Origin of the sequence: Blautia sp. MSJ-9 (assembly GCF_018919065.1) — a bacterium.
Taxonomy (GTDB): domain Bacteria; phylum Bacillota; class Clostridia; order Lachnospirales; family Lachnospiraceae; genus Blautia_A.
In genome coordinates, this window is record NZ_JAHLQG010000012.1 from 101,820 (window position 1) to 114,556 (window position 12,737).

Annotated in this window: 13 protein-coding genes and 1 riboswitch; of the genes, 7 read left to right on the plus strand and 6 right to left on the minus strand. The window is 43.3% G+C overall.

What is annotated here, in order from left to right; all coding sequences use genetic code 11:
* Positions 1-63 precede the first annotated feature (63 nt).
* The 6 genes from prfA to KQI87_RS16485 form a co-directional block, all read right to left on the minus strand.
* Positions 64-1,140, minus strand: a complete 1,077-nt coding sequence (gene prfA / locus KQI87_RS02975; RefSeq protein ID WP_216458852.1) for a peptide chain release factor 1 — start codon at positions 1,138-1,140, stop codon at positions 64-66.
* Positions 1,133-2,101, minus strand: coding sequence for a peptide chain release factor N(5)-glutamine methyltransferase (gene prmC / locus KQI87_RS02980; protein WP_216458853.1), 969 nt, complete (start codon positions 2,099-2,101; stop codon positions 1,133-1,135). The genes prfA and prmC overlap by 8 nt, the downstream gene beginning before the upstream one ends.
* 128 nt (positions 2,102-2,229) lie before the next feature.
* Positions 2,230-3,246 carry a DUF1385 domain-containing protein gene (locus tag KQI87_RS02985; protein ID WP_216458854.1) on the minus strand — a complete coding sequence of 339 codons (1,017 nt, stop codon included), beginning with the start codon at positions 3,244-3,246 and terminating at the stop codon, positions 2,230-2,232.
* 103 nt (positions 3,247-3,349) lie between these two features.
* Positions 3,350-3,550: a 50S ribosomal protein L31 gene (gene rpmE / locus KQI87_RS02990; protein WP_118509422.1), complete on the minus strand. Its 201-nt coding sequence runs from the start codon at positions 3,548-3,550 to the stop codon at positions 3,350-3,352.
* Between the two features lie 190 nt (positions 3,551-3,740).
* Complete coding sequence (gene rho / locus KQI87_RS02995; protein WP_216458855.1) at positions 3,741-5,405, minus strand: transcription termination factor Rho; 1,665 nt, start codon at positions 5,403-5,405, stop codon at positions 3,741-3,743.
* Positions 5,406-5,861: 456 nt separating this feature from the next.
* Complete coding sequence (locus KQI87_RS16485) at positions 5,862-6,809, minus strand: anthrax toxin lethal factor-related metalloendopeptidase (RefSeq protein ID WP_253292344.1); 948 nt, start codon at positions 6,807-6,809, stop codon at positions 5,862-5,864.
* Positions 6,810-6,967: 158 nt separating this feature from the next.
* A riboswitch (cyclic di-GMP riboswitch) is annotated at positions 6,968-7,054 on the minus strand.
* Positions 7,055-7,304: 250 nt separating this feature from the next.
* On the opposite strand from KQI87_RS16485, the gene KQI87_RS03005 reads away from it, so the two are divergent.
* From KQI87_RS03005 to KQI87_RS03035, 7 genes are all read left to right on the plus strand, one after another.
* Positions 7,305-8,222 carry a transglutaminase-like domain-containing protein gene (locus KQI87_RS03005; RefSeq protein ID WP_216458856.1) on the plus strand — a complete coding sequence of 306 codons (918 nt, stop codon included), beginning with the start codon at positions 7,305-7,307 and terminating at the stop codon, positions 8,220-8,222.
* Between the two features lie 198 nt (positions 8,223-8,420).
* Positions 8,421-9,467, plus strand: coding sequence for a type II secretion system F family protein (locus KQI87_RS03010; protein ID WP_216458857.1), 1,047 nt, complete (start codon positions 8,421-8,423; stop codon positions 9,465-9,467).
* Positions 9,468-9,577: 110 nt separating this feature from the next.
* On the plus strand, positions 9,578-9,928 hold the full coding sequence (locus KQI87_RS03015; RefSeq protein ID WP_216458858.1) for a hypothetical protein: 351 nt from the start codon (positions 9,578-9,580) through the stop codon (positions 9,926-9,928).
* A complete protein-coding gene (locus KQI87_RS03020; protein ID WP_216458859.1) occupies positions 9,925-10,410 on the plus strand; it encodes a DUF4860 domain-containing protein in 486 nt (161 codons plus the stop codon). Before KQI87_RS03015 ends, KQI87_RS03020 begins: the two co-directional genes overlap by 4 nt.
* Positions 10,411-10,428: 18 nt before the next feature.
* The gene (locus KQI87_RS03025; RefSeq protein WP_216458860.1) at positions 10,429-10,884 is read left to right on the plus strand and encodes a hypothetical protein; all 456 of its coding nucleotides are present in this window, start codon (positions 10,429-10,431) and stop codon (positions 10,882-10,884) included.
* 17 nt (positions 10,885-10,901) lie between these two features.
* Positions 10,902-11,393, plus strand: a complete 492-nt coding sequence (locus KQI87_RS03030; RefSeq protein ID WP_216458861.1) for a hypothetical protein — start codon at positions 10,902-10,904, stop codon at positions 11,391-11,393.
* Positions 11,390-12,451 carry a type IV pilus twitching motility protein PilT gene (locus KQI87_RS03035; protein ID WP_216458862.1) on the plus strand — a complete coding sequence of 354 codons (1,062 nt, stop codon included), beginning with the start codon at positions 11,390-11,392 and terminating at the stop codon, positions 12,449-12,451. Before KQI87_RS03030 ends, KQI87_RS03035 begins: the two co-directional genes overlap by 4 nt.
* Positions 12,452-12,737 lie beyond the last annotated feature (286 nt).

Sequence of the window (12,737 nt, forward strand, 5' to 3'; positions counted from 1 at the left end):
TTTTCAGCTGTTTCCTATTCCTTCTTACATCTGCCGGTTCTCCCAGCCCGTCAGTATGCTGTCTTATTCCTCATCCTGCAGATTGCTCAGTTTCGCTGCCTGATCTGCTGCGATCAGACTGTCAATGATCTCATCCAGATCACCGTTTAAGATATTCTCAAGTCTGTGCAGTGTCAGTTTGATTCTATGGTCTGTCACACGTCCCTGCGGGAAGTTATAAGTTCTGATCTTCTCAGAACGGTCCCCTGTTCCGATCTGGCTTCTTCTTGCTTCTGCTTCTGCATCATGCTGCTTTGCAAGCTCCATCTCATACAGACGGGAACGCAGGACTTTCAATGCTTTATCCTTATTCTTAAGCTGTGACTTCTCATCCTGACATGAAATAACGATTCCTGTAGGGATATGAGTCAGACGTACCGCAGAGTCGGTTGTATTGACACACTGTCCACCATTACCAGACGCACGGAATACATCGAACTTACAGTCGTTCATATCCAGATGGAAATCAATCTCCTCTGCTTCCGGCATAATGGCAACAGTACAGGTAGATGTATGAATACGTCCGCCGGATTCTGTCTCCGGAACTCGCTGTACACGATGTACACCACTCTCATATTTCAGTCTGGAATAAGCACCGGCACCTGTGATCATGAAAGTAACTTCCTTGAACCCGCCGATACCATTCTCATTAAGACTCATCATCTCTGTTTTCCAGCGGCGGGATTCTGCATATTTTACATACATGCGGTAAATCTCTGCTGCAAAAAGAGCTGCCTCATCTCCACCTGCACCTGCACGGATTTCAACGATAACGTTCTTATTATCATTCGGGTCCTTAGGCAGAAGAAGGATTTTAAGCTCATGCTCCAGTTCCTCTACATTCTTCTTCGCGTCAGCTAACTCTTCCTTAAGCATCTCGCGCATATCTTCATCTTTCTCTTCCTCAAGCATAGAAAGACTGTCCTGAATAGTCTCTTTATTCTTCTTATACTCACGGTAAGCATCTACGATTGGCTGCAGATCACTCTGTTCCTTCATCAGCTTCTGAAAATGCTCCTGATTGTCTGTAACACCAGGCTCTCCAAGCTCATTGAGCACTTCCTCAAAGCGAATGAGCAGATCGTCTAATTTATCAAACATGTTTCTCCTCCTGTAAATTCCTTCGTCCAAGGACTACCCGGTCTAGTCCGGCGAGGTCCTGTCTTATCTCAATATTCTCAAATCCTTCTTTTTGCAAAAGGCCTGCCACATCTTCTCCCTGACTGCATCCGATTTCATATAGAAGCCAGCCACCTGGAACCAGATAGTTCTTTGCCTGTTTTGTGATAGCCCTGTAGAAATAAAGGCCGTCTTCCATGCCGTCCAGTGCCATTCGCGGATCGTGAAGTCTCACTTCATCCATAAGTTCCTCGATCTCCGCTGTTGGAATATATGGCGGATTTGAAATAATCATATCATAAGCAGTGCTATGATTTCCATTACTATTTTTATGTTCTGTATCTTTTCTGTTACTTTCTGTTGATGTAATACCAGATCCTGTAAAATATCCCGCAGAAAACAGGTTACTTTTTATAAATTCTGCCCTGCTATCCACTTCCAGTGTCCGTGCATTCTTTCCTGCTACTTCCAGTGCTTTTTCCGACAGATCCACACCTGTTCCGTACGCACTCGGAATCTCTTTCAGCAGGCTGATCAAGATACATCCGGATCCGGTACACATATCCAGTATATGCAGTCCTTTCTCAGATTCTTCTGATTTTGCTGTTTTCATACATTCCAGCGCGGATTCCACCAGGGTTTCTGTGTCCTGTCTCGGTACCAGCACGTTCTCATCTACATAAAATTCATATCCCATAAAAAAAGCCTGATGCGTGAGATGCTGCAGCGGTATGTGCTCAGCACGTCTGCCGATCAGTTCAAGATACTGGTCATAGACACTTTCTGTAACACATTCTTCTCCGTGTGCAAAATAATACGCCCGGCTTTTTCCTGTGGTATATTCCAGAAGGAGCCAGGCATCCAGCCCGGCTTCCTCAATCCCTGCCTGCGCAAGGATGTTCTGTCCTTTTTTTAATAATCCTGTCAGAGTTTCTCCGTTCATGGAGTTACACCTTTCTATTCTTGCTTAATACAAACAACAGTCTATTTTTTCAAAATATCCAGTAAATATTTGCAATCCGTTTCAATACTTACTCAGAACCGAATATCTGAATTTTATCTTCCTACTGATCATTCAGCATTTACAGAAGTTGTGTTCTCAGATGCTTCCGTTTCCTCAGCAGGTGGAACTTCAACCCCAAATTCTTCTTTCAGATAAGCTCTCCAGTCAAAGACTGCTTCCACAGCCTTGATAGCAACTTCTGCCATATCTGCTGTCGGTTCCTTAGTGGTCAGCTTCTGCATTGCCAGACCTGGTTTACTGAAGAAATCAGCAATCTTGCTGTCAGATCTGCCTGCCCACTGGATGATTTCAAAGGAAATTCCGGCTACAACCGGCACCATAAGAAGTCTTCCGAACAGTCTCACCCAATAGCCCGGAACCAGTACAAAAATAAAATGCAGGAAAATGCTGACCAGCATAACCAGAAACAGGAAACTTGTTCCACAACGCTTATGCTGTCTGGAGCTTGCCAGAACATTCTCTACCGTAAGCGGCAGCCCATGCTCTACACAGTTAATGCATTTATGTTCTGCCCCATGGTACATGAATGTTCTCTGAATATCCTTCATTCTGGAGATCAGAAGCATATATCCCATAAATAATGCAAGTTTCACAAATGCCTCTACTATTGTAACTACAAATTCAGAAGCCCCTACTTTTCTGCAAAGACTTGCAAGTGCATACGGAAGCAACATGAAAGCGGCAATAGACACTACAATAGAAATTGCAACTGTGACATACAGCAGCCATTTGAACTGTTTGTCCTCTTTTGCCTTCTTTGCCTTACGCTCTTCCTCAGAAAGTGCGGCATTCTTTTCTGCTTCCTCTTCATCCTCCTCGTCTCCTGCGATCTCAGCAGAATACATCAGGCACTTCGTACCCACTACCAGAGAATCTACGAAACTGACTACCCCACGGATCAGAGGGTACTTAAGAAATTTTGCATTTCCAAACGTACATTTGTAGTCTTCTACTTTTAATTCAATCCCATTGTCCGGCCTGCGGACGGCAATGGAATACTTGTCTTTGTGGCGCATCATAATGCCTTCCATTACAGCCTGGCCGCCGATATTTGATGATCTCATTCTTTTCTCCTACGGAAAATATTAATTCCTGTTTTATTCTCCATAAAACAAGAAAGGTTGAGATTTCCCAACCTCAACCTTCTCACATTTTACTATATTCTGATTATTTCAGGCCGTATTTCTTGTTGAACTTATCGATACGTCCACGAGCCTGAGCTGCTTTCTGCTGACCTGTATAGAATGGATGACATTTAGAGCAGATTTCTACGTGGATGTCCTGTTTTGTAGATCCTGTTACGAATGTGTTTCCACAGTTGCAGGTTACAGTTGCCTGATAATAATTAGGATGGATTCCTTCTCTCATGATTTTCACCTCTCTGTAAAGATTCTATTTTCTATTCGTATTCATTTGACGAATTTACTATTAAACAGCTTTATGAGTATAACATATTGTCCCTGGGAATGCAAGTTTTTTTAAAATTTATTTTAACAAATTTTAAAAATTAAGTTACTGAGAACGGAATGAACAGTAACCTAATTTTTCTCCATTATTTTCAGAAAAATTTCTGTTTTTTTACAGTCTGTACAAATTCTTCATTATTTCTGGTTCGTGCAAACATATTCAGGATCTGTTCTACTGCATCCTCAGACTTCATTCCATTGAGCGCTTTACGCATATTGTAGACCGCTTCCTGCTCCTCTTTATTCAGCAGCAGATCTTCCCTTCTGGTACCTGATTTCTGGATATCAATCGCCGGGAATACACGTTTCTCCTGAAGTTTACGGTCCAGAACCAGTTCCATATTACCGGTTCCCTTAAATTCCTCATAGATAACATCATCCATCTTACTTCCTGTATCTACAAGTGCAGTTGCAAGAATGGTAAGGCTGCCGCCCTCCCTCATATTTCTGGCCGCACCAAAGAATCTCTTCGGCATATGAAGGGCTGCCGGATCCAGACCACCGGAAAGAGTTCTGCCGCTTGGCGGAATGATCAGATTGTACGCTCTTGCCAGTCTTGTGATAGAATCAAGCAGAATTGTAACGTCTTTCTTGTGCTCAACCAGACGACGTGCACGTTCTACAACCATCTCAGATACACGTTTATGATGTTCCGGAAGCTCATCAAAAGTAGAATAAATAACTTCTACGTTATCACCGCAGATAGCTTCCTTAATATCTGTAACTTCCTCCGGACGTTCATCGATCAGAAGGATGATCAGATGCATGTCCGGATTGTTTCTGAGAATGGATTTCGCAACATCTTTTAACAAAGTGGTCTTACCTGCTTTCGGAGGAGATACGATCATACCTCTCTGTCCCTTACCGATCGGGCTGATCAGATCCACGATTCTCATGGCTACTGTACCGCCAGGTCTCTCCATCTTCAGTCTCTCATTTGGAAAGATTGGAGTCATATCCTCGAAATTGTATCGTTTCTGTCCTTCGCTTGGATGGAATCCGTTGATCGAAGTCACATATAAAAGGGCACTGAATTTCTCTCCCTGTGTCTTGATGCGGATATTTCCTTTAATGATATCTCCTGTTTTCAGATTAAATCTGCGGATCTGCGACGGTGACACATAAATATCATTCTCTCCCGGCAGATAGTTCTCGCAGCGAATGAAACCGTATCCATCCGGAAGCACCTCCAGGATTCCATCTGCACGTTCTCCACTGTCAAGCTGCTGTACAGTCTCTGCAGGTGCATGATACTGCGGTCTCTCCTGTGTTCTGTCTGCCTGATAGTCCTGTACTCTGTCCTGCATGTTTTCTGTCTGATGCTCCTGATTTCTGTCCTGTACATGCTCCATCTGGCGTTCCTGACTTCTGTCCTGTACCCGCTCTGCCTGGCGCTCCTGACTTCTGTCTTGTGTTCGCTCTATCTGGCGCTCCTGTCCTCTGCCATATTGCTGTGGTCTGTTATATTTCAGTGGTCTTCCGTACTGTCTTGGTCTCTCTGCCGCACTCTCCTGTGCTCTCTCAGCTACAGCTCCCTGCACATTCTCCTGTGGTTTCTCTGCTGCATTTCCCCATACCTCTTCCTGTGGTTTTTCCTGTACGGTTTCCTGCGCTTTTGAAGTATTTTCCAGTTCATCTTCGCGAAGCATTCTCTCGATCAATTCCGGTTTTCTTAATGTCGAAATCCCTTTTAATCCTCTGGCCTTTGCCAAATCTTTTAAAGTTGCCAGTGATAATGATTCATACTTTTCTCTCATAAAATAATCCTCTGCTCTTCATCAATTAATAGTCACAATTATTTTGATTTTCGTTTTTTCAACTTCTTATGTATCTGACTGATTTCTCTATAATGTTTATTTCGTTCTTCTTCTATAACTGTTCATGGGATAATCTGTCCGAAACGACATGAATAGTTACTGCTCACTCCATTCCCAGCAACACACTTCGCGGGATATTACCAGTGAATAGTAACCATGAATATCTAATTATATTTAGTATCCGTGGGACATCGGCTGTCCTGTAGTTCTTTTCTATATTAACATATTTCCTGTAATATTGCCAATACTATATTATTCCAAAATAGTTTTGTTGGCAAGCTCTTTCATCCGACACAAATCGCCGCTGTCTATAATACAAGAATCCAGAGACATCTGCCTCTGGATCCTTATGTTATATGGTATAAAGTTTATTAAGGAAATTCTTATTTACCTGTCTTATTTCCAAACCACGCTGTATGTCTTCTGCACTTTCGCAATGCGGTCATCTGTGAACTTGGAAACAGCTTCCTGTACTGCTGCATAAGTCTTAGGTCTTGCAGATTTCAGGGCTGCAGGATTCAATGTATATTCCTTGAAGGACTCTGCAAAGTACTCTGAGCTGTTCTGTGTAACGTAAGATTTGTTATATGCTGTATACAGAGCTTTCTCCTGTGCGAAAATCGCCTTGAATGCAGCTGTCTGATCTGTATTTCCGGAAATAAATGCTACAAAATGTCCTAACTCATGATAAACAGTATCATCTAATTTTCTAAGTGTGATCTTTCTGTTGCGAGTATCATAATATCCGGAATAAGAAACAGACGGATCTACCACTGCTGTAAATCCAAGTGTTCTGTATGCAGTAAGTACACGACTGTCTGCTTTTGATGCATACTGTCCAACATCGATTGTGCCCTTCACAGAACTGGAAGTTGATACTGCAGTTGTTGTGCCGGTTTTAGCAGTTGTAGTAGTTGTTACTGTTGTTGTTGCATTTGTGGTAACAACTTTTACCTTAGATTTCTTTGTATACTTCTCTGTAACATTCTTTACAACTGTTGTCTGAGTTACAACTGTAGCATTTGATGTCTCAGCTGTCTTCTTAGATGTTGTAGATGTTTCCGGAAGAGCCTTTGTATAAGTCTTGGTTGCGGCTTTCTTCATGGTAACTTTCTTGGTTGAAGTACTCTTGCTTGTTTTGGTGTTTACTTTCGGCTGGGATGCGAGAGGTGTTTCCTCTTCCTCAATGGTAGTCTCCATTACCGGATCCGTGTATGACGGCAGTTCCGGAATCTGATTCTGCTGTACCACAGCCGTACCACCTACTGCTACTGCAAGAACTACTGCTGTAATCCCTGCTGCTACTTTTCTTTTCTTTAATAATTCGACTATTCTCTTCTTCATAATCTTATACACATCCTTTCTGATTATGCCCCTACATGAAATGCGTTCTAAAAATACAAAAACCGCTTATATAACTATAAACGGTCGCCACAAAATCAGCTGACAGACATCAGCTTTCATCATATTCTCTGAAATCGCATCACAAAATCGGATTTAAATGCGGCAACCGGCTGTCATAGTCTTCTTACGACCTTAGACCCTTGGCTTTGCGTCTCTGCTTTTCAACAGGTTTGCCTTTACTATAGTATATGCTTTTTTTCTTTGTTTTGTCAAGGTTTCTTACAGAAATATTAAATATTTCCACCATCTTTTTACATAAATCTCATTTTTCTTTTCCTGTAAATCTGCTATACTGATATAAGACAAATGCATCTGTTTAGTACTTTGACTCACATGTCCTGGATTTCTAATATTTCCATGTCAAAACGGCTCATAAAGCCACAGATTACTGAACAGCTTTTAACCAACTTCATACGATAAAAAAGGAGAAAATAAATGCGGATTTTTCGTATCCGCCCCATTATTGCACTGATCCTGATTCCAGTCCTGCTGCTTTCCGGATGTGGTTCTTCGACAGGTAATTCCTCCGAACCGCCTGTTTATTCCCCGCTTCAGGTACTCGTACCCGAATCTCCGGGAAAAGAAACACTGGGCGCATCCCCGCTGATCCTGGACATTTCTAATAAAGAGCAGGGATATCTCACCGCAGTCTCTGATTCCCAAGACCTGAAAATGAATGTGCAGCTTACTGCCGAAGACGGCGTTATTTATTCCTATTTTATAGATCCCGGAGAAAGCGCTGTCATTCCTTTTTCCAGCGGAAGCGGTACCTACCAGGTCTGCTGTTATCAGCAGATTGACGGTTCCCAGTACGCCGCCCTGTTCGCAGATACCCTGGATATCAGTTTAAAGAATGAGTTTCTGCCATTTCTTTATCCAAATCAGTACGTGAATTTCACACCGGACTCAGAATCCAGTAAACTGGCACTTTCCATTGTTTCCGAAGATACCTCAGATGTGGACGCCCTTCAGGCCATCTACAATTACGTAGTCGAGAATCTTACCTATGATTATGATCTGGCTGACACAGTAGAATCCGGCTACATTCCTGATGTCGATGCAACTTTGCAGTCCAAAAAAGGAATCTGCTTTGACTATGCAGCCCTGACAACCGCCATGCTCCGTGCACGCGACATTCCCTGCAAGCTTCAGATCGGATACGCCGGCACAGTTAAACATGCCTGGATCAATGTCTATATCCGCTCAAAAGGATGGGTAGATAAGGCCGTCGAGTTCAGCGGTGATTCCTGGTCACGTATGGATCCGACCTTCGATTCCAACAGCCAGGATGCGGAAACCATTCAGCAATATATAGGGGACGATGACAATTACAGCGTACAGTTTACCCGTTAATATACCAGCAAGATCAATCAGATATTCGCAATTGAAGCAATGAACTTACCAGTTTTGGTTCAGCAGCTCCACTGCAATGCAATTCTGTTCGGATATCAGACTGTCAACACCCGAATATAACACCAGAATATAATTTTCGTACAGACTGTTCGTGCGCACCACGCCATGTACAGTCTGACAAACATTCAGGAGGCATTTATGCGTCAAAAAAACAAACTAACCAATGAGGAACTCTTTCATTTCTGTGAGCAGTTTTCCATCCTTCTTCACTCCGGTATTTCCTGTGCCGAAGGATTACAGCTTATGCTGGATGACAGTCATACACAAAATGGAAAAGATTTCTACCAGCTTTTGCTGACAGATTTCGAACAGAACGGTTCCTTCGCTCAAACCTTAAAAAACTCCGGGTACTTCCCGGAATCTATGATCTCTTATGTAAATATCGGAGAAGAAACCGGATGCCTGGATGAAGTCCTCAAAAGCCTTTCCGACCATTACGAACAGGAACTGGAAATTTCCGAAAACATCCGAAGTGCTGTCACCTATCCTCTGCTTATGCTTGCAATGATGGGGGCAGTCATCATAATCCTTCTGGTAAAAGTCCTTCCGGTTTTCCGTCAGGTCTTTCAACAGATGGGACTGGAAATGAACCAATTCTCAAACGGACTCCTTAACGCAGGAAATGTGATCAGCCGTTATTCTGCTGTACTGCTTATCCTTGTACTGGTGATCATTATTGGATTCTCTGCACTCTTTTTCACAGAAAAAGGCCGCATTTATCTGCATCAGCTCTCCGGCAGGCTTCCTTATATAAAAGAAATCTCTATTTCCGCAGACTATGCACGTCTGACACAGGCAATCGCCATGGGAATTCACAGCGGAATGGACCATATCATCACACTGGAAATGGCACAGAATCTCCTTTCCCGTCCGGATATCAAAGAGAAAACGAAAAAAGCATGCGATCTTCTGACAGAAGGAATGCTTTTTGAAGATGCACTTTCTGAATCAGGACTCTTCGAAGGGCTGAACGCCCGCCTGATCATCGTCGGACTGCGTGCAGGTGCAGCAGATGAAGTCATGAACAAACTGGCTCAGAGATACCGTGAGGCGTCTCTGACTGTAACCGGAAACATCATTTCCATTGTAGAGCCATCAATTGTAATCGTGTTCTCCCTTCTGGTAGGACTGGTTCTTTTCTCAGTTATGATGCCTCTGCTTGGAATCCTTTCTGAAATTGTGTAAGTTAACTGATATGAAGCAACCTTTATCAGAAATTATACAAGATCACCATTACCAATTTGCTTATAAGCTGATTTTATCCATTCAATCAGAAATTGTGCGAGGTAATTACCATGAATTTATTTGAAACACGATGCATGCGGTTTAACCGGAAATTCCGCGATTTTCTCCCGGTTATTATCCTTGCCGCACTCTGCCTCATTTTTTATGTGGGGATTTCCTATGCAGGCAGAGAAACCATCACACAGGAGCAGACTTCTCTGCGTCAGGCACTGGAACAGGGTGCCATCCGGACCTACGCACTGACCGGACATTACCCACAGAGTCTGGATGAATTGCTGCAGGATTACAACATTTCCTACGATGCCGATAAATTTGTTGTTGAATATGTGCCTAACGGCTCCAACCTTCTTCCTTCTGTCAGCGTACTGGTACTGTCATCCGGGAAAGGAGGATTGTCATGAACTTCTCCAACAGCCGCAAACACCCCATCGACAATATTTTTACAGTTGTACTGCTAGGATTTTTTCTAATTTTCCTGCTTCTCATGATTCTTTTTTCTGCACAGGCATACCGCACCGCAGTTGCAGGAAACCAGGAAAATAACAACCTGTATACCGCATCTGCTTACATAACCGCAAAGTTTCGCCAGCATGACAGCGACCAGACAATTTCCACAGACACTGTGGATGGTTCCCCTGCCTTTTGTATGACTGATACTGTAAATGGCCAGCAATACATTACCTATATTTATCTGAAAGACCATCACCTGAAAGAACTTTTCACTGCTGCCGGAAATACTCCTTCTGCCCAGATGGGTACAAATATCGCAGAACTGAATGATTTTCAGGTACAGCAGGAAACATCTGGTTTTTACCGCATTACACTGAAAGATCCGGACGGAAATACAAGCAGTCTGCTGTTACATTCCGGTTTCGGTTCCTAGAATATGGAGAATTTATCAATGCAAAAATTAACTACACATTCTAAATCAAGCCTGTTTTTGATAGAAATGATCCTTTCTATTCTGATCCTGGCACTCACCTGTACTGCCTGTGTCAGAATCTTCGCAGCTGCAAAAACTCAGCGGACCAAAGCCCGGGAACTTAATCATATCCAGGAGTTGACAACTTCCGCCGGAGAAGTTCTGGAGGGATGGGATGGACAGATTTCCTCTTTTTCCAGAATTTTCGGAGAACCGGGTAACTCTACAGACAATCTTCTACATTATTACTACGACAGCAACTGGAACGGCTGTACAGAGTCTTCTGCCAGATACATCATGAATATTCAGCTAAATACTTTCGAAACAGAAAAAACAGCGGATATCAGCTTCTATGATGCACAGCAGAACTGTCTGTATCAGCTGTCCACGGCATTTCCTGATGACAGCAGAAAGGATGTTACCAGCAAACAGTAACGAAAGGATGACCACTTATGAATAAAAAAAGAAGTTCTTTTCTATCAATTGGAATCCCTTCCATGTGTACGATCTTCGCAGTACTCTGTCTGGTAATCCTGGCACTTCTGACACTTGGAACTTCCAGACAGGATCTGCAGACCAGCCGCTTAACACTTGACCAGACCACTGCTTATTACACTGCCTGTCGGAACGCCACCAATGAATATCATGAACTGACTGCCTATGCGCAGGAAGCATTTACCGGCAGCAAAGATCAGACTGCCTTCAATAAGAAAATGTCCTCCATTACCGTACAGTATCCTGACGCTGCATGGAATCAGACAGAACAGATTTTATCGTTCACCGTTAAATGCACAGATGAACAGTCTCTTTCTATAGAAATCAGTATTCCTTATGCGGCCGGCCAGTCTGACCTCACACCTGAGATCCTTACCTGGAAGACCATCACTACAGCAGACTGGAATCCAGATACCAGACAACCCGTTTATAAAGGAGATACCAAATGACAGAACAATCTATACCTGAATATTTATCCTATGCAACCACCAACCATGCATCTGACATTTTTATCATCGCCGGCCGCCCGCTTTCCTTTAAAATTGACGGCAAACTTTCTACATATGGAGAACGGATGATGCCTGCAGATACAGAAAGCTTCCTGCGCCAGATCTACCATATGGCAAATGACCGAAATTTTGACAGTTTTCTGGAAACAGGAGATGATGACTTCTCATTCTCCATCCCGGGTCTGTCCCGTTTTCGTGTCAATACTTATCGTCAGCGTGGTTCCCTGGCTGCAGTTATCCGTGTGATCGCATTCGAACTTCCTGACCCGGATGTACTGAACATCCCTGAGGATGTCATGTCAGCAGCTGATTTTACCAAAGGCATGGTTCTTGTCACAGGTCCTGCCGGAAGCGGTAAATCTACTACCATGGCCTGTATCGTTGACCGTATCAATCACTCCCGTGAGGGTCATATCATTACCCTTGAAGACCCGCTGGAATACCTGCACAGGCATGACAAATGTATCGTCAGCCAGCGAGAGATCTGCACGGATACCGAGAGCTATCTTGTTTCCCTGCGTGCCACTCTCCGCCAGAGTCCTGACGTTATCCTTCTTGGAGAAATGCGTGATTATGAAACTATCCAGACTGCCATGACTGCCGCAGAAACCGGCCATCTCGTACTGTCCAGTCTTCATACCACAGGTGCCGCCAATACCATCGGACGTATCGTGGATGTGTTCGAACCCACACAACAGAGGCAGGTTTCCATTCAGTTATCCATGGTACTGCAGGCCGTTATCTCTCAGCAGCTTATCCCGGATATCAACGGACATACCATTCCGGTCTTCGAAGTGATGCGTCTGAATCCTGCGATCCGAAACATGATCCGTGATAATAAAGTTCACCAGATTGATGGTGTGATCGCATCTTCTGCACATGAACATATGCGTTCTATGGACCAGAGCCTCCTGGAACTCTACAAACAGCGAAAGATCACAAAAGAAACCGCATTGAAGTTTGCCTCCAATGCAGATATGTTAAAGCGAAAATTATAGCAATCCTCGTAAATAATGCATTTAAGACAGTTCAGCAGAGTGCGGAAGACAAGGAAGATATCTGCAGACGTGCTAACGCACGGCAAAGATATCTGACGCAGGATTTCACGCTCTGATGGGCTGGATTAAGATGCATTATTTTAGAGGATTGCTATAATATAACTATTCTTTTTCATCATTCTTCTCAATGGTATACGCCTGCCCGGACCACTTTTATATAACAGAAGATTTCATAAGTTTTTCGTTGTATCAAAAAAACAGTTCAACTGTCTTTGATATCCGTATA

Bases quoted from the DNA above. Each gene is read 5' to 3' on its own strand.
- prfA (WP_216458852.1), bottom strand. From the start codon at position 1,140: ATGTTTGATAAATTAGACGATCTGCTCATTCGCTTTGAGGAAGTGCTC.
- prmC (WP_216458853.1), bottom strand. From the start codon at position 2,101: ATGAACGGAGAAACTCTGACAGGATTATTAAAAAAAGGACAGAACATC.
- KQI87_RS02985 (WP_216458854.1), bottom strand. From the start codon at position 3,246: ATGAGATCATCAAATATCGGCGGCCAGGCTGTAATGGAAGGCATTATG.
- rpmE (WP_118509422.1), bottom strand. From the start codon at position 3,550: ATGAGAGAAGGAATCCATCCTAATTATTATCAGGCAACTGTAACCTGC.
- rho (WP_216458855.1), bottom strand. From the start codon at position 5,405: ATGAGAGAAAAGTATGAATCATTATCACTGGCAACTTTAAAAGATTTG.
- KQI87_RS16485 (WP_253292344.1), bottom strand. From the start codon at position 6,809: ATGAAGAAGAGAATAGTCGAATTATTAAAGAAAAGAAAAGTAGCAGCA.
- KQI87_RS03005 (WP_216458856.1), top strand. From the start codon at position 7,305: ATGCGGATTTTTCGTATCCGCCCCATTATTGCACTGATCCTGATTCCA.
- KQI87_RS03010 (WP_216458857.1), top strand. From the start codon at position 8,421: ATGCGTCAAAAAAACAAACTAACCAATGAGGAACTCTTTCATTTCTGT.
- KQI87_RS03015 (WP_216458858.1), top strand. From the start codon at position 9,578: ATGAATTTATTTGAAACACGATGCATGCGGTTTAACCGGAAATTCCGC.
- KQI87_RS03020 (WP_216458859.1), top strand. From the start codon at position 9,925: ATGAACTTCTCCAACAGCCGCAAACACCCCATCGACAATATTTTTACA.
- KQI87_RS03025 (WP_216458860.1), top strand. From the start codon at position 10,429: ATGCAAAAATTAACTACACATTCTAAATCAAGCCTGTTTTTGATAGAA.
- KQI87_RS03030 (WP_216458861.1), top strand. From the start codon at position 10,902: ATGAATAAAAAAAGAAGTTCTTTTCTATCAATTGGAATCCCTTCCATG.
- KQI87_RS03035 (WP_216458862.1), top strand. From the start codon at position 11,390: ATGACAGAACAATCTATACCTGAATATTTATCCTATGCAACCACCAAC.